This is a genomic window from Flavobacterium cutihirudinis (assembly GCF_003385895.1).
GTDB lineage: Bacteria > Bacteroidota > Bacteroidia > Flavobacteriales > Flavobacteriaceae > Flavobacterium > Flavobacterium cutihirudinis.
On the sequence record NZ_QRDQ01000007.1, the window covers coordinates 326,200 to 346,601 of the forward strand.

The following is a 20,402-nucleotide window of genomic DNA, read 5'->3' on the forward strand; positions in this document are numbered from 1 at the left end:
GTTTTTTTAAGGGTTTATTGTATCTTTTTTTATTGGAGCTGCAGGCTTTGCAGCGACTGGTTTTGTTGTAGTTGCTTTTGGAGCTTGTCCGCTGGGTGTCTGTGTGTTTGGATTTTGTGTTCCAGTTGTAGGCGTTTTTGCAGCAGCAGGATCCGGTACAAAATTTCGAAGCGTTACGGTACAAATTAATGCTTCATTTGGTCCAATTTTATTATTATCACCATGATATCCGTAGGCAATATGAGACGGAAATAAAAAAGTTACAGTTTCGTTCTTTTTCATGTATTTAATTCCATCACGCAATCCCATCATAATATCTTGCTTGTCTACAAAATAAGTTTGTGGTCCAAGATCAGCTTCAGAATAAATAATTTTTCCTTCAATATCTTTAATTTCTAAATTGAAATAAGCGATATCTCCTTTTTTTGGAGTTGCTGTTTCGGTTGCGCTTTTTTCATCATATGAAAACCAATACCCTTTTTTAGTAGCGTAATATTTTACTTTCGGATTGCTTTTGATTATTTTTTTGATGACGCTCTCTTCATTGGCGACTAATTTTTTATTTCGGTCAGCCGATTTTTTCATGAATGTACCTGAAGCTCTCGAAAGCGGTCTTCTGGCTTCTTCGTGTTGTTTGCAGCTTACTAATAAAACAGTAAAAAGAAGGCTGTAAATGCTTATTTTTAAGTAATTCATATACGGTTATATTTTTAGTTTTTTTACCAGATTTTCAAATTTTGTTAGCGTTTCTTTCATTGATAATTCTGATCTTCCACCTGCGGCGTTGCTGTGTCCGCCTCCGTTAAAATGATCTCGGGCAAATTGGTTTACATCAAAACCACCTTGCGAACGGAACGATATTTTAATTATTTTTTCTTCTTTATTTTCGATAAAAATAGCAGTAAAAACAATACCTTTTATACTTAAACCGTAATTAACAATTCCTTCAGTGTCACCTTTTACATAATCAAACGAATCTAATTCATCCTGAGTAAGCGAAGTATAAGAAGTTTTATGCGCTTCAAAAACTTTCATATTCTGCAAAGCGCGCCCAAGCAATTGAAGACGGCTGTATGAACTGTTGTCAAATAATAAAACAGGAATTTGAGTATTTTCAACTCCTAAATCAATTAATTCGGCAATAATTCGGTGTGTATTTCCTGTTGTTCCCGGAAAGCGAAACGAACCTGAATCAGTAAGAATTCCAGTGTAGATACAAGTTGCAATGGTTTTGTCAATATCTTCTTTCTTATTTAAGAAAGTAATAAAGTTGTAAACCATTTCACAGGTCGATCCAAATGAAGTGTCAGAATATGTATAAGCTGCATAATCATCTGGTTTTTGATGATGATCGATCATTATGAACGGAGCAGTCAGTTTGGCAAGAGTTTGCTCCATTATTTCGCCTGTACGATGAAAAGCATTAAAATCTAGGGTGAAAATAAGTTCAGCTTCTTCAAGTATTTTGGTACAGTTTTCAATATCCTTTTCGAATATTTTTACAGTTTCAGAACCTGGCAGCCACGCCAAAAATTCAGGAAAATCATTTGGTGCAATAACAGTTGCGTGATGATTGTTTTTTTGTAAAAAATGGTATAAACCTAAGGTTGAGCCCATGGCATCACCGTCTGGTCCTCTATGCGGAATTATTGCAATTTTCTTTGGGGTCGCAAGCAACAATTGTATTGCCTGAATATCTTGTATTTTCATAGTGTGCGAATTTACATTTTTTTAATGTAATGTTGCAATCATTTTATAGATTAACACACTTTTAAGTTATGAATTATGAGTTATAAGTTAGGAGTTTAATTTTAGGATTTTAGATTTGAAATTCAAATTACAAATGTTCCAATTCTTTCTTCTGAAATTTTTGATATAATTTGTACTTAGCACCTTTTACAATCTGTGATTTGTAAATTCCCAAAGAACCTGATGAAAAATAAGCAACTGTACAACCAATAGCTATAAAAAATCCTGGCTGGATTCCGAATAATTCCATTCCCATAATAGTGCAGGCGAGAGGAGTGTGTGTCGCGCCTGAAAAAACAGCCACAAATCCGACTCCGGCTAAAAGTGCAATTGGCATTGGAATTACTGTTGATAAGGCACTTCCTAAAGTGGCGCCTACAAAAAATAAAGGTGTTACTTCGCCGCCTTTAAAACCAGCTCCCAAAGTAAATCCGGTAAAAAGGATTTTAAGTAAAAAGTCATACCATTCGTTCGGACTTGAAAATGAATCAACAATTACCGGAACACCAAGTCCTGAAAATTTTGTAAATCCGAAACCTGCAATTGCAATGGCTAAAATTACTCCGCCAATAACTGGGCGAAGCGGTGGATATTTTATGTTTTTTGAAAAAAGTGAACTCCAAAAATGAGTACTTCTTGCAAATAATAAAGCTGCAAAACCAGATAAAACACCAATGACTATGATATAGAAAAGGTTACTAAAACTCAGTTCAGGAACAATAGGGATGCTGTAATGTGTATGTTTGATTTCCCAAAATTCGACCGTAAAATAGGCAGCGTACGCAACTAAAAAAGAAAGAACAATGCTTTTGAAGTTGATTTTACTAAAGTATAAAACTTCTAAAGCAAAAATTGCTCCTGCCAAAGGTGTTCCGAAAACCGATGCAAAACCAGCGCTAATTCCCAGAATGATTAAGATTTTGCGTTCAGAATTATCTAGTTTGAAAATTTTGGTAAATTGATCAGCAATTGCGCCTCCCATTTGAACAGCGGTTCCTTCTCGTCCCGCAGAACCTCCAAATAAATGTGTAAGCAAGGTTCCTAAAAGAACCAAAGGTGCCATTTTGAAGGGAATTGTTTTTTGCGGATTTTCATATTCTTCCAGAAGTAAATTGTTCCCTTTCGCAACAGATTCTCCCCAGTAATAATAACTTAATCCTACTAATAATCCTCCAAAAGGTAAAAGCCAGATAATCCAGTCATGCTGAATTCTAAATTGCGTAACCCATTCTAAAGAAGCAAGGAAAAAAGCAGATGCAGAACCTGATAAAATACCAATTAAAGCACAGATAAAAATCCATTTTGGAAGAGAAAGGAGAAATTGTTTAGTGTTTTGGGAAGTCATTAATGAATGCTAAAATAGTTTTGCCACGAATTTCACGAATTTTCACGAATTAAAACAGAAAAAATCATTTTAATCTGTCCATAAAGAAAAATAATTAGTGCAAATTCGTGAAATTCGTGGCAAAAAAAACTACTGTACTACAGCTGTAAATTCGATTTCAACCAAATATTCAGGTGCAACTAATTTACTGATTTCATAAAAACCAGTTGTAGGTTTTACATCTTTAAAGAAAGAAGAATGCGCTCTGGCAACTTCTTCAAAAGTAGAAACGTTCGTTGTAAAAATTCTGGTTCTGATCACGTCTTTTATTCCCACATTCAAATCCTCCAAAACTTTTTCAACGCGTTCGATTATATTGTAAGTCTGTGCATAAGCATCATCGGCTTTTACTTTTTCACCGTCAACTATTGCAACCGTTCCCGAAACTTCAATAATATTACCAATTCTTACAGCACGGCAGTATCCCATTTTGTCTTCCCACGGTGATCCTGTTAAAATGTTTTCTCTTTTCATTTTATGAGTTTTTTGAATTGTTTTTGACGTTTTTAAAAAACAAATTCAGGTTAATTAATGTGTTGCAATTTATAAAATAAGCCCGTGAAAAAGTATTGTTTTCGTTTGAAATCCCACTGAAAATCCTTCTTTTTTGTGATATTTTAAGATTTACTGTTCTTCGTAAATTCGCAGTTTGTTTTGCGTGTTTATAAGATGTTGCTGCAAAGTTTCAATTTTATTCAAAAGATGATAAATCGCGTCAATTCCCTCCAAATTAATATTAAGGTCGTAATGCATACGAATCATTTTTTCAATTACGGGCAATTGTTCCGGCTCCAGATATTCGTCATTTTTCTCTAAAATAATGTGTACTAAACCGTAATTGCTTAACTCTTTTATAAAAGTATTTTCAATTTCATGATACACACAAAATTGTTTTACCTGGATTAAATTTTTACTGGCCATGATTTCTAAGTTTAGCTAATTCTGTAAACAATTCTTTTTCTTTTTCAGATAATTTAGTTGGGATTTTCAAATTGTACGTTACATACAAATCACCAAATTGATTTTCCTTTTTATAAACCGGAAAGCCTTTTCCTTTCAGTTTGACTTTTGTTCCCGTTTGAGTTTCGGCAGGAACTTTAATTTTTACTTTCCCGTCGAACGTTTTTACGCTTATTTCGCCGCCTAAAACCGCAGTATATAAGTCTAGATCGACATTTGAATATAAATTATTGCCCTCGCGCTTAAAATCAGAATTATTAGCAATTATAAAGGTAATGTACAAATCACCATTTGGACCGCCATTTGCACCGGGACTGCCGTGTCCGGGAATTTTTATTACTTGTCCGTTTTCGACGCCGGCAGGAATTGTAATTCGGATGTTTTTTCCATTTACCGTTAAACTTTGTTTGTGAGTGGTGTAAACAGCTTCGAGATCCAATTGTAATTCGGCATTAAAATCCTGACCTCTGTATTTTGACTGACTTCGGCTACTTCGTCCGGAGCCGTACATAGAGTTGAAAAAATCTGAAAAGTCGCTTCCGCTAAAATCTCCGCCTCCAAAACCAGAAAAATCCTGACCACTCTGCTGTCTTGAATATTGTTGTTGCTGCTGATTTGGATCGTAACCTGCTTTTTCAAATTCGTCAGCATGTTTCCAGTCTTTTCCGTATTTATCGTACTTTTTTCGATTTTCAGGATTGCTTAAAACTTCATTGGCTTCGTTTATTTCTTTGAATTTTTTTTCCGCCTCCTTGTCATTCGGATTCAAATCCGGATGGTACTTTCGGGCCAATTTTCGATATGCTTTTTTGATTTCGGCTTCCGTAGCGGCTTTTGTAATTTCTAATGTTTTGTAGTAATCGATGTATTCCATTGTGTCGATTTTTAGTAAACTTAAATTGAAACAATGAATTTAGTGATAACTTGCTTACTGTCAAAATAAACGAAGTGTTTATAACAAAATTTTTTGACTAACACCGAATCCGTTTAGCAAGGTTTGATTTTTCAAAAAGAAATATTTTTTGGCAGGTTTTTTGCTTCCAAAATTTTGCATAATATAATGTTATAAAACTCTTAAAGTTGAAGAGCATAATTAAATTATACTATTTTTGCTTTGCTATACTATATATTTAAAAAATTATAAAAGCCGATTCGATAAAACTTTTTCAATGAAGCACATCCTACTTTTCATATTATTTTTTACAGCTGTAACAGTATCAGCCCAAACTGAATTTAGTACTAAATACAAAAGTATTCCGGCGCCAAAGTTTAGTGCAAAACCCAAGAAAACACCAATTCCTGAGGTTAAAGATCCTCAGGCCGATAATCTTGATATTCCAAGTATTAAAACTCCAAATGTTTTTGATAATACTACAATAACACCAAAATCAAAATTTCAGGTCGGAGAAGAGAAAAGCAAATTCACAATGTCGACAGAAACAGAGTTTGCAAATCCCGGTGATCGTTATGTAGCAAAAATGGAAAAAGATGTTGATAAAGCCTTAAAAGAAGCCGGACTTCGTGAAGGCCGAGGTACATTGGTTAAAAAGAATATTTCTTTAGGAGATTTTAGAACGAAGTCTTCGTATTTTATTGTAAAATTTCGTGATTTTGGCGCTATAGATGGCGACTTGGTAAAAGTGTCATGTAATGATCATGTATTAAGAGAACAAATATTTTTGGATTCTAATTTCAAGGAAGTTAAAATAGATCTTATAGTCGGTTTCAATAAATTAGATTTTGAGGCCCTCAATATCGGTTCCTTAGGAGGAAACACCGCCGAAATTCAGGTATATGATGATAAAGGACAATTAGTAACTAATGACTATTGGAATAATCTCGCTGCAGGATTTAAAGCGTCTATTGTTGTTACGAAAGAATAAGCGCTTTTAGCGCGAGTTACAAAGTGACAAAGGTTCAAAGGGACAAAGTTTTTACACTTCGTTTACCTTTGAACCTTTGTCACTTTGTAACTCTGTAACTCTGAACCTTTTTAGAAAGGATCCGCAGTAACCTTAAACTTCATATCTGCTTTTATAGTTACATCTTTTGTTAAGGTTTCTTTTAATGTTACCTGAGTTCTTATTTTGTAGCTGTCTGCTTTTATGTACTCATCCAGTTTTTTATCGGTACAAATCAAATCAATTGTATTGGTTGTAGCCATAATATTGTCTTGGTACGCCAATTCGATTTCTTCAGAATTTGCAGTTGAAATATATAAATGAACCGATTTTAGAAAAGTAAACGTTTTATCAGAAGGATCAGAAATTGATAATTTCAATGATTTCAGTTTTACATCTTTTACCAAGCTAGCTTTCGTTTTATTGTTTTCAAATTCAGCAGATGAATTTGTAGTAACGTCCGGCATTATAATTTCCGAAGGCAAATTAATTGGCGAAGTACTTGGGATTTTAATTGAAGTTTCGTTTGAAATTGTAAACGTTAGCAAGTCGTCGACAGCATCACAAGAAGTTAAAAAAAAGGACAGAAAAGCTGTCAGGGCGATAAATTTTGATTTCATGATTAAATTTAAATGGTTTTTTCTGCAATTACGAAATATTTTGGCTTTTGGATTTTCTCTTTCTAAGGTTTAAAGCAACAAAGGTTCAAAGGAACAAAGGCTTCTTGACTAATTTAAACCTTTGCATCTTTGTAACTTTAAGCCTTTGCACCTAAAAATCGGAACGTTGAAAAAAAATATTTATTTTTTCAACGTTCCGATTTTTCATTTTCGAATATAAAAAGTATTTTTGCGCATGCAACACAACGTACTTATTTTAGATTTCGGATCGCAATATACTCAGCTTATTGCGCGTAGAGTTCGCGAATTAAATATATTCTGCGAAATTTTTCCTTACAATCACATTCCAAGTGATTTATCAAGTTATAAAGCCGTAATTTTAGGAGGAAGCCCTTTCTCTGTTAGAGGAGAAGATGCGCCACATCCTGATTTATCGCAAATTAGAGGTAAAATGCCTTTACTTGCCGTTTGTTACGGAGCACAATATTTAGCTCATTTCAGCGGTGGAGAAGTAGCTGCTTCTAATACTAGAGAATACGGAAGAGCAAACTTGTCTTATATTAAAGAAGGTGAAACTTTCTTTGAAGGAGTTTCAGAGAATAGCCAGGTTTGGATGAGCCATAGCGATAGTATCAAAGCGCTTCCAACAAATGCTGTAAAATTGGCAAGCACGCATGACGTAGAATATGCAGCTTACAAAATTGAAGGCGAAACTACTTATGCAATTCAGTATCACCCGGAAGTTTACCATTCAACAGATGGAAAAAAAATGTTGGAAAACTTCTTAGTAAAAATTGCTGAAGTTCCTCAAAACTTTACTCCAAATGCTTTCGTTGATGAAATGGTAGCAGAATTAAAAGAGAAACTTGGAAACGATAAAGTTGTTCTTGGTTTATCAGGAGGAGTAGATTCTACTGTAGCAGCAGTTTTATTAAACAAAGCAATTGGGCAAAACTTATACTGTATCTTCGTAAATAACGGTTTACTTCGTAAAAACGAATTCCAAAATGTATTAGATCAATACAAAGGAATGGGATTAAACGTGAAAGGTGTAGATGCTGGAGATCGTTTCCTTGGCGAATTAGCTGGAATCAGTGATCCTGAAACCAAACGTAAAACAATTGGTCGTGTATTTATCGAAGTTTTTGATGATGAATCACATTTATTAGAAGACGTAAAATGGTTAGCGCAAGGAACTATTTACCCAGACGTAATCGAGTCAGTTTCTGTAAAAGGACCATCGGCAACTATTAAATCGCACCACAATGTTGGTGGATTGCCGGATTATATGAAATTAAAAATTGTAGAACCGCTTAGAATGCTTTTCAAAGATGAAGTGCGAAGAGTTGGAGCTACATTAGGAATCGATCCTGAATTATTAGGAAGACATCCTTTCCCAGGGCCAGGATTATCAATCAGAATTTTAGGAGATATAACTCCAGAGAAAGTACAAATTTTACAAGATGTTGATTCTGTATTTATTGAAGGATTAAAATCTTGGGGATTATATGACAAAGTTTGGCAGGCTGGAGCAATTTTACTTCCTGTAAACAGTGTTGGTGTAATGGGCGATGAGCGTACTTATGAAAAAGTAGTAGCGCTTAGAGCTGTTGAATCTACAGACGGTATGACTGCTGACTGGGTTCATTTACCTTATGAATTCTTGATGAAAGTATCAAATGATATTATAAATAAAGTAAAAGGCGTGAATCGCGTTGTTTACGATATTAGTTCAAAACCACCTGCAACAATTGAGTGGGAATAGTAAGATTTTTCAAATTAAGGCATTACATTTGTAATGCCTTAATTTTTTAAACCTACTATTTATGAGAGAATTTTTAACGTTTTTTCTTGTCTTTATTTTGTCTTTTAACAAAATAACTGCACAAGATTCATTTATCGAGCACAAAATTCAAAAGGGAGAAACCGCTTATTTTATAGCCCAAAAATACAAGGTTTCGGTAGATGAAATCTACAAACTCAATCCCGAATCACAGAGCGGAATCAAAGACAACCAGATTATTAAGATTCCGGTTCATTCTTCAGAAAAACCAAAAACAGAGCAACAAATTACTCACATTGTTGGTGAAAAAGAAACTCTTTACGGTTTATCAAAAAAATATCATGTTTCTCAGGAAGCACTTCAGGAAGCCAATAAAGAAATTCTTGCCAGCGGACTTCAAGTTGGTCAGGAATTAGTAATTCCGCAAAATGATTCTAATTCTGCTAAAGCTGAAAATACAAATACTTCAAAAACTTCACATCTTGTTTTAGCCAAAGAATCTTTATTCAGCATTGCCAGACAGTATAATGTTTCGGTTCAGGATTTGGAAAACCTTAATAAAGAAATTTTGGTTAACGGTTTGCAAATCGGACAAACTATCGCAATCCCAAATAAAAGAAAAACTTTGGATGGAAGAGTTCGTGTAATTAATCAGGAAACCATTTTTCATGTGGTTGAACCAAAGGAAACTAAATTCTCGATTTCTAAAAAATACGGAATTTCGATCGATCAATTGGAATCTCAAAATCCTGAGATCGTAAATGGATTGGTTGTTGGAAATAAATTGGCCATCAATACAAAAGAAATCAAACCTTCAAACGAAAGTGAAGAATTGATGTTGGCTTTAGCCGAGAAACAAGTTGTAGTCGAAAAAACAAAAGCCAAAACGGTTGAAATTGATGACTTGAAAGATCGATTGGTTATTCAGAAAGAAATGAATCAGAAGATTATAAAAATTAATGATCTGAAAGTGAATCTGAATGATATGAATGGTTCTAAAGAAAATTCGGTTGAGAAACTGAGATTGGTTTTAGAAGCAAATAAAAATGTTCAGGATATTTTGATGGCTAAATTAGATTCTTTGGTAAATACAATGAATAATGATTTGGTTGAATTAAAGCGAATGGATGTTTTGAATGTAGACGAATCAAAACGTTTGGAAAAACAATCGTACGAAAGTATCGGAAAAACGAGTGAATTGTCTTCGCAATTGAAAAAAGAATTGGCAGAAAACCGAAAAGCATATGCCGGTTTGATGAATAAAGTGGAGAAAATTGCTGTTGAAGAAAATCAGGAATACAAGAAGAAAATCCGCGAAAGCGAGAAAAATAATAATGTCGCTTCAATACAGCAACGTCTTTCTTTAGAAGAAATAAAACGCTACAAAATCGAGCAGGAGCAAGGTGATGCCCAAAATCAGCTTTTGATTGCTAAAATTGATTCATTGGATATTCAGAAAAAAATTGAAGTAAAGAGACACATCAGCAAAGCTTCTTATTATAGTATGGAAGCCAGAAAATTTGATGATAAACTGGCTTTGGTAAAATTGAAAAAGTATCAGGATGAGGCGATTAAAAAACAAAGCAAAACGGGAACTTCTGAAACTCCAAAAGCAGTCTCACTTGAAGAAATGAAACGCGAATTGGAAGAAAATCCGCTTAAAACAGGTAAAACGGTCAAAGTGGAAGTTTTTGATAATCTTAAAGAAGTTTCAAACGGGTATTACTTAGTTTTAGGTATATTTACAGACGCAACACTCAGAGATAAGCTGATTATGAAACTTATTGATTCTGGTGATTTTAACGCAAGTTTCTTTTTCAATATTAATAGTCTTTCTTACTATGTCTACTCGGATAAGTTTGAAAACATGGAAGAAGTTTTATACAAATGCAAGAAAAAGGAAGAAGATGAGTTATATAAAGAGATTAGTATTGCTAAGGTCGAAATTGATCTCAGATAATTTTGGGATGCTATTAACAATGGCCTGAATCTTGCTTTGATAAAAAATTAGTAACTTGTTTTTGAATTAAAAATTAAATTGTTTTTAGCCATATTATGAAGTATTTTTCAACATTATTGTTTCTCGTTTTTTTTGTAACCTGTTCTGCTTTTTCACAGGAAAAGGTAGTAAAATATACAGTTACAGGTGGAGAAACGATAAACCAGATTGCCTTAAAATTTAAAGTAACGCCGTATGATATTTATGCATTAAATCCGGATGCGAGAAACGGAATAAAGCCTAATACGGTTTTGCTAATTCCTTCCAGCGGTAGTAAAACTGCGGTTAAAACTTCTGAAACAGCTGTCGCAAAATCATCTGCAAATTCTAAAGATATTGTTCATGAAGTGCAGCCAAAAGAAACTTTTTATAGTATTGAACATAAATACGGAATTTCGGATGAAGCCTTAAAAGCTGCGAATCCTTTTTTAGAAAAAGATGGTGTTCAGATTGGACAAAAATTGGTAATTCCGGCAAAAGGTTCAAGTCCTAAAGCTGCGGTTGTAGCTACAAAACCGGCTAAAAGTGCCGCGCAGGAAAAATATGTTTTTCATGACGTGCAGCCAAAAGAGACAAAATTTGGTATTGCAAAACAATACAATATGAGTGTTGAAGAATTGGAAAAAAGAAATCCGGAAATTGTTGCAAATCTTCCTGTTGGATATCGATTAACAATTAAAGGAACTGCACCTAAAACGGAAACTGCTCCAATTGCAAATACTGCAAAACCTACAGAAACTAAAAAAGTGACTGAAACTCCTAAAAAAGGAACAACTTATATGGAGTATCAGGTAAAACCGAAAGAGACTTTTTATAGTTTAGGAAGAACTTTTCACTTGACGCAAGAAGAATTAACAGCTTTAAATCCTTCACTTTCTGAAGGTGTAAAAGAAGGAATGGTTTTAAAAGTTCCGACAGGATATTTGGCACCACAACCAATTATTCCTCAGGCACAACCAATTGAAACTGTCGCTGAAAAAACAATTGAAAAACAACAAGAAGCGCCAAGCGGAATCAAAATTGTTGATAAAGTAAAATCTGAAACTGTTTCTGCATCTCCTGAAATAGTGGAGCTGACAAAGAAAAGAGGGCAAACGGATCGTCAGAAAGTGGTTTTGTTGTTGCCATTTAATTTGGCTAAAATGCAAAATGATACGACCAGCAGCACTACGAGAATTAAAAATGATAAGTTTTTGAATATGACGCTGGATTTTTATTCGGGAGCTATGATGGCAATTGACTCGGCTAAAACCTTAAAACTCCCAATTGATGTCGCTATTTATGATTCTGGTGAGACAAAAACGACATCAAATGTTTCAAGTCTGATTGCTCAGAATAAACTCCAAAATGCGAATGCAGTTATAGGACCATTTTATCAAAATAATGCTGAAGCAACTGCAAATTCATTGCGTTTATATAATGTTCCAGTTATTTCGCCATTATCAAAAGATGCTGCAAACCCGATTGATAATTTATATCAAACTATTCCATCTGCAGATGTAATTCGAAATTCGGTTTTCGATTATATGCGTGCCAAAAATGGAAATATCGTAGCGGTGGTCGACAAGAAAAAGGAATCGGTTGTTAATTATATTAAACAAAATCAAAAAGGAGTTGTTTTTGCTGCATTAACAGAAACCGGAGGTTTGGATGTTGCAAATCTTAAAAGTTTATTGTTGCCAGGCCGCATGAATTATGTTGTAATGGAAACCGGTAATACAGCAATGGTGAAAGCGACAATAAAAGCTTTGCTTGATGCTCAAAAATCATGTCAGGTGCAATTGGTTATTTTGGAACCAAATAGTACTTTAGATACAGACGAGATCAGTTTTGATAATTTAATTAAACTGAAATTAATGTATCCTTCGGTAACGCGCGAAAGTGACGAACCGGCAGTTCAGATTTTCGACAAAGAGTATCGATTGAAAAATAAAGTAAATCCGAATGCTTATGCAACCAAAGGATTTGATGTAACGTTTGATACAATGATGCGTTTAGTGCAGGGAAAAACTTTTCAGGAAACTGCAGATTTGATGACAACGGAACAAGTGGATAATAAATTTCAATATTATAAAAAAGAAGATGGAGGACACGCAAACAAAGGTGTTTACATTTTATATTACGATACAGATTTAACTTTAAAAGTAGCAAATTAATGACATCAAAAGTAACCTATTTAGGCGATTTAAGAACAAGTTCAATTCACGTGCAATCTGGAAGCGAAATCATTTCAGATGCACCAGTAGATAACAACGGAAAAGGCGAGGCTTTTTCTCCAACCGATACCGTTGCAAATGCTTTAGCAAGCTGTATGATGACTATAATGGGAATTAAAGCTCGTGACATGCAAGTAGATTTTGTTGGTTCTACTGCCGAAGTAACTAAAATTATGAATGCCGAACCAAGAAGAATTGGAGCAATAGAAATTGTTTTCGAAATGAATGGTGTTGCGGATGAAAAAAGCAGAACGATTTTAGAACGCGCCGCAATGACTTGCCCGGTGTTTTTAAGTTTAAGCAGTGAAATCGAAAAGAAAATTACTTTCAACTGGAATTAATTTTTTAATCAAAATAATAAAAACCATCTGATTTGTCAGATGGTTTTTTTGTTTTACGAAAGGCCTAAAATAGACAAGAGAGCAACAACTACTTTGCTCTCTTGTCCCTTTTCAACTAACCAATAATATTTATTCTGAAAATTCTAATTTTTGTAATTTATTCCATCCTCCACGTGTGAAATCTGGAATTTCTACCGGTGCAGAATTATTGTCTAAAGAGATTTCAGTTAATGGACCTAAACAAGACCATTCTGCTAAATCATAAACATCCATATCTAGAGGAAGTCCTTTTTGAAGACAGTGAATTAAACGGTAATCCATAATGAAGTCCATTCCACCGTGTCCACCAACTTTTTTAGCTTGCTCTTCGATACCTTTAGCAATTGGGTGTTTGTATTTTTCCATCAAAGCTTTTTTAACTTCTTCAGGAACAAACGAGTGTGCGCTTAATTTTTCGTGATTTGGTTTTACATCATCACTTAATTCTTTTCCATCCAAAGCATAACCTTCTAAAGGATATTTGTTTGCAAAACCTTTAGTACCGCTTAATTGATACATTCTGCTGTATGGACGAGGAGAAGTAACATCGTGCTGAATTTGGATTGTTTTTCCGTTTTCAGTACGAATCATTGTCATTGTGTGATCTCCATTTCTGAAATCTTTAACTTCCTGTCCTGATTTTTCTTTGATATAAGCAGGATTTCCAACTGCTTTTGTATCCATAGAAACAAGGAAATTCATTTTATCACCACGGTGGATATTTAAGGCCTGACACGCTGGCCCCATACCATGTGTCGCATAAATATCACCGCGATGTTTTATGTTATAATCCATTCTCCAGTTGTTCCAGTATTCTCCCCAAAAAGGCTGTAAACCGTGAATGTAAGAACCTTCTGCATGAAGAATTTCTCCAAATAAACCTTGCTGAGCCATGTTTAAAGTCGTCAATTCGAAGAAATCGTAAACACAGTTTTCCAACTGCATACAATGTTTTCTTGTTTTTTCTGACGTATCAATAAGTTCCCAGATTTCTTTCATTGTCAAAGCTCCAGGTACTTCAATTGCTACGTGTTTTCCGTCTTTCATAGCCTGAACACCAATAACGGCATGGTGTAACCAGTCTGTAGCAACGTATACTAAATCTACGTTTGGCAACGCTGTTACTTTTCTCCATGCATTTTCATCACCATAAAATTCTTGCGCTTTTGGGAAACCTGCTTTAGTTAAAATTTCATTGGCACTTGCAGTATTTTCCTGTTTCATATCGCAAAGCGCAACAATTTCTACACCCGGAATATGTGTCATACGCTCTACAGCTCCCGGACCGCGCATTCCTAAACCGATAAAGGCAATACGAACAGTTGGAATCGCTGGAGCAGCCAAACGTAAAACATCGGTTTGACCTTTAGGACGCGATGGAGTTTTTGTTTTAATCATTTGTGCAGATGCAAGTGTTCCAAACAGCATAATGCAAGTGGCGAAAATGATTTTAAAATTAATGGTTTTCATAGTTAACTTGTTTTTAAAAGATTTTTGATAATCCGGATTCGGATTATCGGTCATTAGAATTTTTATTGTTTTATGGTGCTTTATGGTAAATTAGAAAAATCTATTACTGGTTTTTTATTAGTCAGAGGTCTCGTAAATGTAGTTTTTGGGATAGTAAAATCGTTAAAAAAACCTCCATTCTTTAAGTAAAAGAAACCGTTTTCAGTTCCGCCTGAAAAATCCATTCGGTATTCTTTTGCTCCTGTGTTGTCGTTGGTAAATCGGGCTGTATTGATTTCTGTCCAATTGCCTTTTTCATCACAAACCCATTGATTTCCAAATAAAACTTTACGAGATAAATCGCCTTGTTCAGGAACAAAATTTTCTAAAAACGAGTGAAACCTTTTCAAATAAGTATTGGTTCCAGGACGTTTAAAACTTGCAATCAGCATCCATTTATTTAATTCCGGAGCATAAAAATAGGCTGTGTATGTTGTTGTGTTATCTCCATTTGGAAGTCCTCTCAGCAAGAATTTATATGTATTTCCTGCTTTCCAGTTGTATTTTAAATAGCTTTGACCGCCAGAACCTTCATTTCCGAATTCTCCTGTATGAACATTTTCGCCTTTTTTAAGCATTTTTATTTTATGTGATTCCGGAATACTTTTAGGATCATCAGTATCAAACGGACTCCAAACAGAAAATAATACTCTTCTTTCTGTTTTCGAATTCACCTGAATTCCGAAATAACCTTCACCAAAACCGTTTGCCATATAGTAAGAACCAATTTTGTCTTCATTTACAGGAACAGTAATTTCGTTGTAGTACCATTCAGCGTTTATACTTTCCGGAACAGGATAGTTTAGGTGAACAGATGGACCGCGACGTCCCCAATGATAAAAATTACCTTCGTTGTTTGGAACATAAGAAATTTTTCCGTCTGAATCGGTGCTTGAGATCGTAAGACGATTTATGGAAGGGAAAAGGTTTCCGCTTTTGCTAATGCCTTTAATTTTTAAAGCCACATAGCCTTCTTTGTCAATCTTCCAGCTCCCAACCTGAACGGCTTTTTTCGAATCAGTAAATTGTACTTTTTTTGATTCATTTTGAATTGAAAATTCAAGTTCAGATTTTCCAGAAACTTTAACCGATTCTTCTACGGTGATTTGGAAAGTTCCCGGCTTTGAAACTCTGAAATAAACCGTGAAAAATTCCTTGGCATTTGTCCAGTTTTCAATTCCGTTATTTGTAATGGTTTTACTGCCGTCAATATGTGTAGAACTATATGCATTTCCTGCAAGTGGCAAGGAAATTTCGGTTTGGATATTTTCTTTTCTGTTTTTTTCAACGAAAGAAGTATCTTTTATAGGAGAAAAAGAAATTAGTGCTAAAGCAAGAAACAAGTATACTATTTTTTTCATTTGATTGATGGTTCGTTCTTTTATTACTTTTTTTTTGAAATTCCTCTCTAACAAACCAAATTAGAGAGGTTTCAAAAAACAAAAACATAAATAATTATGATTTTTAATCTAATTCAATTTTTAAAATACTTTAATTTTTTTGTGTTTTAATCTGTTAATCAGATGGTTGAATTGTTATCTAATAGTAAAATGATTGATGGTTATTTGTTATTATTTAACGAAACTATTGAATATATTTTGATTAACCAAGAAAAAACATAAAAAATGTGCTCGAACACACTAATTTTGTGTTCTCGAGCACATTTTTTATCATCTTTGATTATTGGCTTATAATTAGATGTGTATTATTTTTTAAACCTGATGCAGAATTTAGTTTGGTTTTGCGATTTCAACACTTAATTCAGTATTCTTTAAGTTTAGTTCTGTAGGTTGCATTCCTTTAAGAAGAATATTTTTTCCTAATACATCTTTTCCAATTTTGTTTCCGCTAATTTCTACGTTTTTGCAGGCTTCAATCCTAAAGTTATATTTTTCAGGATACCAAGGCGTAAAAGCAAAACTACGTTTGATAGTATTGTTTTTAAAACTTAAGCCATCTACAGAAACAGCATAAAGAATAGGGTAGTCTGAAGGGTTAAAACTGTTATTCTCGATTTTTATATTTTTATGAAACGGCTGCATAGCATTTGGTGCCGGAATTTCAGGGTAAATACTAATAATTGCTTCACAAAATTGATAGTAAGAGGAATTACATGGAAATCTAAATTCATTGTTTTTGATGGTGATGTCTTTAACAGCACCACTTTCGTACCAATAATTAGCATCTCCCGCAATAAGAATTGCCGAGCCACTAGTCTCAAAAACATTATTTGCTATTACTACTTTTCCCGGAGTAGATATTAAGTAACCTCGTGCACGATTGCTGCCCACAAAACAATTGGTAATTGTAGCATTTGGTGTCCAGCTTAGATTTTCCAGAACAAAATTAGCATCTATATCGGTCGGAATTTTTTCTTTGAATCGGATAATAAAATGATCAACATCTAAAGGTTCAAAACTTGAAACAATTCCATAAGACATCGTATTCATTTCTTTCTTTTGAATAAAACCAACTTTATCTCCAACTACAGCCCATAATAATCCGTGAGACATATTCTGTCCAAAGTTGCATTTTAGTGCATAATCATCTATTTTTTCCATTACTGGTACATATGTTCCGTGTATGTTAATAGGATCATCCATTAGACCTTGTGCATCGCAATTGTCTATTATGATTTCGCCCTTGCATCCCATAAAATGCAATCCATCATCATGACCACTCAGATAACGATTTTTTTTAGGATTTGGAATCATATTTACTTTTCTCATCTCTATATTTTCGCAGTATTGAGATAAAATTCCCAATCCGGAAGTGTGATACACATTAATATTCTCCAGTTTGGTGTTTTTGCTATGAAATAAAAACATTCCGGCGTGATCACGGGTTCCATGTCTTAAAATTAAAAAGTTTCCGACAGCGGGAGTTTTGGTAAATTTTCCTTTCATTAATACCAATCCTGGTTTTATCTCGCTATAAATTACGTTTTTTAAATCGCCTTTTACACATCCATTATCACCTGTGTTTGCTGGAATAATATGATTTTTGTCAAACTCAATTAACCACGAACCTTCGGAAAGTGCCCAATTTTCCTTAGCACCTTCGCCCACAAAAGTCAAACCTTTTTCATGTATTTTATAAGGAGATTGAGTAATGTCAATTTTCATTAGAATATGATTTTCATCAGCTTCAATAATTTCGCTTTCAGATGTTAACGGAACATCCCAATCGATGTTTATATTCTTGATTGTGATGTTTTCTGCATTATCTAAAGTAAAAGGCTGAATATGTCCATGATACACAAAATCAGATTGCTGAGCGTCGATTGTAATGTTCTTTTTGTTTTTTATGAGAATGGCCAGTTTTCTGGTATCAGCATCATAAGTATTACTCTCATAATACGTTCTGTAATAGTTGGCATCTGGGAAGAAATCGTAACGGCCTTTTGGAAAAGTTATTTGCACTGATTCGTTTCCTAATCCTTCAATAAGTTGATTGACCTTAGCGGTTAAATTTTCTTTGGTATTAGCCAAAATACCATAATCTTTTACATTAATTTTTTTAACCTTATTTTGAGCCGTGCAAATGGTTAAAAAAGAAAGTAAAATGGATGTTAAAAATATTTTTTTCATTTTTAGTTGAGATTTTTAGTTAAAAAATAACCTCTCTAATTAACCAGATTAGAGAGGTCTCAAAAACAAAACAGTTCAAAGGATTTACTAATTATTTTTGACTACTAATTTTTTTTATTAAAGGTGTAACATGCTTTTTAGTATCATCATCTAAAGATGATAATGCTTTATCTGACTCTTCGGTAGAATATTTTGCTAATCCGCTAATTCCCGCCGCGATAACATTATAAGATTGTTCTTTAGTGCTTTCCAGCATTAAATTTTTGTAAGCAGCATCTCCGGTCGAAGCCAATTTTACAATGGCTGCGGCTCTTGCAATTGTTTTTTTATCATTTTTAGCAATGTCAAGCAGTTTTTTCAAAACCTGATCTTTAGTTTGGTTATCATTTAAATCAATTGCTTTGATGCTCATAACTCTTAAATCTTCCTGCTGATCTGCTAAACCGGCTAAAAGAATCAATTGTCCTTGTTGACTTTTCTCTTTTGTAGCATACTTTATAGCTTCAATTCGGTTGTAATACGATGGTGCATTTTTATATTGAAAAAGATAATCAGCAGCAGTTTTTTTATCTACATTAACTTCGCCAACCAAAATTTTATCTGGATCAAGGTCAATAAATTCAGGTTTTGAAGGAAGATCAAAACTGAAACTTTGTTCTCTTTTGTCAATTAAAATATCCTTTCTTATTTTAGTTCCGTTTACGTAAAAATCAACTTTTAAAGGCAACGTAAAGGTTTGCACTGCACTATCCTGAGATTGACTTACTGTAATCGTAATTTTTCCGTTAGCATATTTGTAAGTAACATCCAAAATAGGACTTCCGGCATTGTAATACCATTGAGTAAAATAAGGTAACCAGTCTTTTCCAGTTACTTCTTCCATAGACAAACGTAACTGATGTGGTTCGCCAGATTTATAAGCATTTGTTGTTAAATAATGGTTTAATCCTTTAAAAAACGCTTCGTCACCCATTTGGTTTTTCATTGCATACAAAATGATAGAACCTTTAGAATAGCTGATATTATCAAACATATCATCGGCATTTTTGTAATGAAAACGTGCTAAAATAGGACTGTCACCATTTTTTTGAGAACGCAAATAATTTTGAAGTTTCTCATAACGAGACCTGTCTTCTGCATCTTGTCCAGCATCATGTCCGTGCCAAAGTACTTCTCCAAAAGTGGCGAAAGATTCGTTCATTGTTAAGTTTGACCATGATTCAGCTGTTACATAATCTCCAAACCATTGATGAAAAAGTTCGTGAGCAATAGTGCTTTCTTGATTATCATCTAATAATTCTCTTTCTGTTCGCTGAACATATTCGCCATGAACTGTTGCTGAAGTATTTTCCATCGCGCCTCCAAAATAATCTTTCACAACAATTTGCGCATATTTTGCCCAAGGATATTCTACGCCAAGCATTTTGCCGTAAAAATTCATCATATCTGGCGTTTTATAAAAAATTTGTTTCGCATACGGCGCATATTTTGGTTCTAAATAATAGCTGACTTCTTTTCCATTATAAGAATCTTTATATACTTTAAAATCTCCAACGGCCATCATAAACAAATAAGGTGCATTTGGCTGTTCCATTTTCCATATGTCCGTTCTTGTCCCGTCTTTATTTATTTTTTGTGAAGTTAATTTACCGTTTGAAAGTGTAGTATATTTTGCATCAACCGTCATCGCAATTTCAGAAGTTGTTTTCTGATTTGGTTTGTCAATTGTTGGGAACCAACAAGACGAAGCTTCAGTCTCGCCTTGAGTCCATATTTGTGTTGGTTTGTCTCCCTTTCCGTCGGGATTAATAAAATACAATCCGTTTGAGTTTGTAATCGATTCGCCGGCTTTGCTTTTCAGTTCTTCTGGTTTTGCCGTGTAATCAATAAATATGGTGTATTTTTCAGAAGCTTTATACTTTCTGTCCAGTTTAATAAAAAGTTGTTCGCTGTCGTAAGTATATTTTAAAGGTGTTTTTTTCTTTCCTTCTACGATAGAAATTTCTTTAAAATCCATTCCTTTTGCATCCAAAGTAAGCGAATCTGTCGTATAGAAATGAGGTTTTAAAGTAAGCCATTCTTTTCCGTACAAATGTCTTTTACCATAATCAAAAGACACTTCCAGTTTTGTGTGTACCAGATCGTGCACTTTTAGTGGAGTCGCTCTGTAAATAGCTAATTGCTCTTTATCTTTCTCTGTATTTTGAGCTTGTATGTTTTGGCACGCCAATGCAACTAAGCTTAAAACAGTATATTTTATAAAATTTTTATTCATCTTTTGTAATTATAGTAATCGTGTTTTGTCTATTTT

Annotated in this window: 16 protein-coding genes; 5 read left to right on the forward strand and 11 right to left on the reverse strand. The window is 34.0% G+C overall.

The features are described 5' to 3' along the window. Nucleotides 1-6: 6 nt before the first annotated feature. From gldI to BD847_RS01435, 6 genes are all read right to left on the reverse strand, one after another. Nucleotides 7-696, reverse strand: coding sequence for a gliding motility-associated peptidyl-prolyl isomerase GldI (gene gldI, locus BD847_RS01410; RefSeq protein ID WP_115886484.1), 690 nt, complete (start codon nt 694-696; stop codon nt 7-9). Between the two features lie 6 nt (nt 697-702). After that, nucleotides 703-1,710, reverse strand: coding sequence for a DHH family phosphoesterase (locus BD847_RS01415; protein ID WP_115886485.1), 1,008 nt, complete (start codon nt 1,708-1,710; stop codon nt 703-705). Nucleotides 1,711-1,837: 127 nt separating this feature from the next. After that, complete coding sequence (locus BD847_RS01420) at nt 1,838-3,094, reverse strand: voltage-gated chloride channel family protein (protein ID WP_115886486.1); 1,257 nt, start codon at nt 3,092-3,094, stop codon at nt 1,838-1,840. A gap of 129 nt (nt 3,095-3,223) precedes the next feature. Further along, nucleotides 3,224-3,607 (reverse strand): RidA family protein, encoded by a 384-nt coding sequence (locus BD847_RS01425; RefSeq protein ID WP_115886487.1) that lies wholly within the window; start codon nt 3,605-3,607, stop codon nt 3,224-3,226. Nucleotides 3,608-3,757: 150 nt separating this feature from the next. Further along, the gene (locus tag BD847_RS01430; protein ID WP_115886488.1) at nt 3,758-4,054 is read right to left on the reverse strand and encodes a chaperone modulator CbpM; all 297 of its coding nucleotides are present in this window, start codon (nt 4,052-4,054) and stop codon (nt 3,758-3,760) included. Then, nucleotides 4,044-4,967 carry a DnaJ C-terminal domain-containing protein gene (locus BD847_RS01435; protein ID WP_115886489.1) on the reverse strand — a complete coding sequence of 308 codons (924 nt, stop codon included), beginning with the start codon at nt 4,965-4,967 and terminating at the stop codon, nt 4,044-4,046. Before BD847_RS01435 ends, BD847_RS01430 begins: the two co-directional genes overlap by 11 nt. A 295-nt stretch (nt 4,968-5,262) precedes the next feature. Between BD847_RS01435 and BD847_RS01440 the strand changes: the two genes are divergently transcribed. Further along, complete coding sequence (locus BD847_RS01440) at nt 5,263-5,976, forward strand: hypothetical protein (protein WP_115886490.1); 714 nt, start codon at nt 5,263-5,265, stop codon at nt 5,974-5,976. A 110-nt stretch (nt 5,977-6,086) separates the two neighbouring features. Here the strand turns inward: BD847_RS01440 and BD847_RS01445 are convergent, their stop codons facing one another. After that, entirely contained in the window at nt 6,087-6,614 is a 528-nt protein-coding gene (locus tag BD847_RS01445; RefSeq protein WP_115886491.1) for a hypothetical protein, read from the reverse strand. Nucleotides 6,615-6,849: 235 nt separating this feature from the next. Here BD847_RS01445 and guaA point away from each other — a divergent pair, with 235 nt between their 5' ends. The 4 genes from guaA (at nt 6,850) to BD847_RS01465 (ending at nt 12,953) form a co-directional block, all read left to right on the forward strand. Continuing rightward, nucleotides 6,850-8,379, forward strand: coding sequence for a glutamine-hydrolyzing GMP synthase (guaA, locus tag BD847_RS01450; RefSeq protein WP_115886492.1), 1,530 nt, complete (start codon nt 6,850-6,852; stop codon nt 8,377-8,379). 61 nt (nt 8,380-8,440) lie between these two features. After that, on the forward strand, nt 8,441-10,357 hold the full coding sequence (locus tag BD847_RS01455) for a lytic transglycosylase (RefSeq protein ID WP_115886493.1): 1,917 nt from the start codon (nt 8,441-8,443) through the stop codon (nt 10,355-10,357). 95 nt (nt 10,358-10,452) lie between these two features. Then, complete coding sequence (locus BD847_RS01460; RefSeq protein WP_115886494.1) at nt 10,453-12,552, forward strand: LysM peptidoglycan-binding domain-containing protein; 2,100 nt, start codon at nt 10,453-10,455, stop codon at nt 12,550-12,552. After that, nucleotides 12,552-12,953, forward strand: a complete 402-nt coding sequence (locus BD847_RS01465; protein ID WP_115886495.1) for an OsmC family protein — start codon at nt 12,552-12,554, stop codon at nt 12,951-12,953. Before BD847_RS01460 ends, BD847_RS01465 begins: the two co-directional genes overlap by 1 nt. Nucleotides 12,954-13,082: 129 nt before the next feature. On the opposite strand, the gene BD847_RS01470 is transcribed toward BD847_RS01465, so the two are convergent. The 4 genes from BD847_RS01470 to BD847_RS01485 form a co-directional block, all read right to left on the reverse strand. Next, nucleotides 13,083-14,420, reverse strand: a complete 1,338-nt coding sequence (locus BD847_RS01470; protein WP_244201565.1) for a Gfo/Idh/MocA family protein — start codon at nt 14,418-14,420, stop codon at nt 13,083-13,085. 122 nt (nt 14,421-14,542) lie between these two features. Continuing rightward, nucleotides 14,543-15,862, reverse strand: coding sequence for a DUF3472 domain-containing protein (locus BD847_RS01475; protein ID WP_115887313.1), 1,320 nt, complete (start codon nt 15,860-15,862; stop codon nt 14,543-14,545). 369 nt (nt 15,863-16,231) lie between these two features. Next, nucleotides 16,232-18,091 carry an alpha-1,3-galactosidase-related protein gene (locus tag BD847_RS01480; protein WP_115886496.1) on the reverse strand — a complete coding sequence of 620 codons (1,860 nt, stop codon included), beginning with the start codon at nt 18,089-18,091 and terminating at the stop codon, nt 16,232-16,234. A 91-nt stretch (nt 18,092-18,182) separates the two neighbouring features. Beyond that, nucleotides 18,183-20,366, reverse strand: coding sequence for a M1 family aminopeptidase (locus BD847_RS01485; RefSeq protein ID WP_115886497.1), 2,184 nt, complete (start codon nt 20,364-20,366; stop codon nt 18,183-18,185). Nucleotides 20,367-20,402: the final 36 nt, after the last annotated feature.

Bases quoted from the DNA above. Each gene is read 5' to 3' on its own strand.
- BD847_RS01460 (WP_115886494.1), top strand. From the start codon at position 10,453: ATGAAGTATTTTTCAACATTATTGTTTCTCGTTTTTTTTGTAACCTGT.
- BD847_RS01480 (WP_115886496.1), bottom strand. From the start codon at position 18,091: ATGAAAAAAATATTTTTAACATCCATTTTACTTTCTTTTTTAACCATT.
- BD847_RS01440 (WP_115886490.1), top strand. From the start codon at position 5,263: ATGAAGCACATCCTACTTTTCATATTATTTTTTACAGCTGTAACAGTA.
- BD847_RS01465 (WP_115886495.1), top strand. From the start codon at position 12,552: ATGACATCAAAAGTAACCTATTTAGGCGATTTAAGAACAAGTTCAATT.
- BD847_RS01425 (WP_115886487.1), bottom strand. From the start codon at position 3,607: ATGAAAAGAGAAAACATTTTAACAGGATCACCGTGGGAAGACAAAATG.
- BD847_RS01475 (WP_115887313.1), bottom strand. From the start codon at position 15,862: ATGAAAAAAATAGTATACTTGTTTCTTGCTTTAGCACTAATTTCTTTT.
- BD847_RS01470 (WP_244201565.1), bottom strand. From the start codon at position 14,420: ATGCTGTTTGGAACACTTGCATCTGCACAAATGATTAAAACAAAAACT.
- gldI (WP_115886484.1), bottom strand. From the start codon at position 696: ATGAATTACTTAAAAATAAGCATTTACAGCCTTCTTTTTACTGTTTTA.
- BD847_RS01485 (WP_115886497.1), bottom strand. From the start codon at position 20,366: ATGAATAAAAATTTTATAAAATATACTGTTTTAAGCTTAGTTGCATTG.
- BD847_RS01455 (WP_115886493.1), top strand. From the start codon at position 8,441: ATGAGAGAATTTTTAACGTTTTTTCTTGTCTTTATTTTGTCTTTTAAC.
- BD847_RS01435 (WP_115886489.1), bottom strand. From the start codon at position 4,967: ATGGAATACATCGATTACTACAAAACATTAGAAATTACAAAAGCCGCT.
- BD847_RS01415 (WP_115886485.1), bottom strand. From the start codon at position 1,710: ATGAAAATACAAGATATTCAGGCAATACAATTGTTGCTTGCGACCCCA.
- BD847_RS01420 (WP_115886486.1), bottom strand. From the start codon at position 3,094: ATGACTTCCCAAAACACTAAACAATTTCTCCTTTCTCTTCCAAAATGG.
- guaA (WP_115886492.1), top strand. From the start codon at position 6,850: ATGCAACACAACGTACTTATTTTAGATTTCGGATCGCAATATACTCAG.
- BD847_RS01430 (WP_115886488.1), bottom strand. From the start codon at position 4,054: ATGGCCAGTAAAAATTTAATCCAGGTAAAACAATTTTGTGTGTATCAT.
- BD847_RS01445 (WP_115886491.1), bottom strand. From the start codon at position 6,614: ATGAAATCAAAATTTATCGCCCTGACAGCTTTTCTGTCCTTTTTTTTA.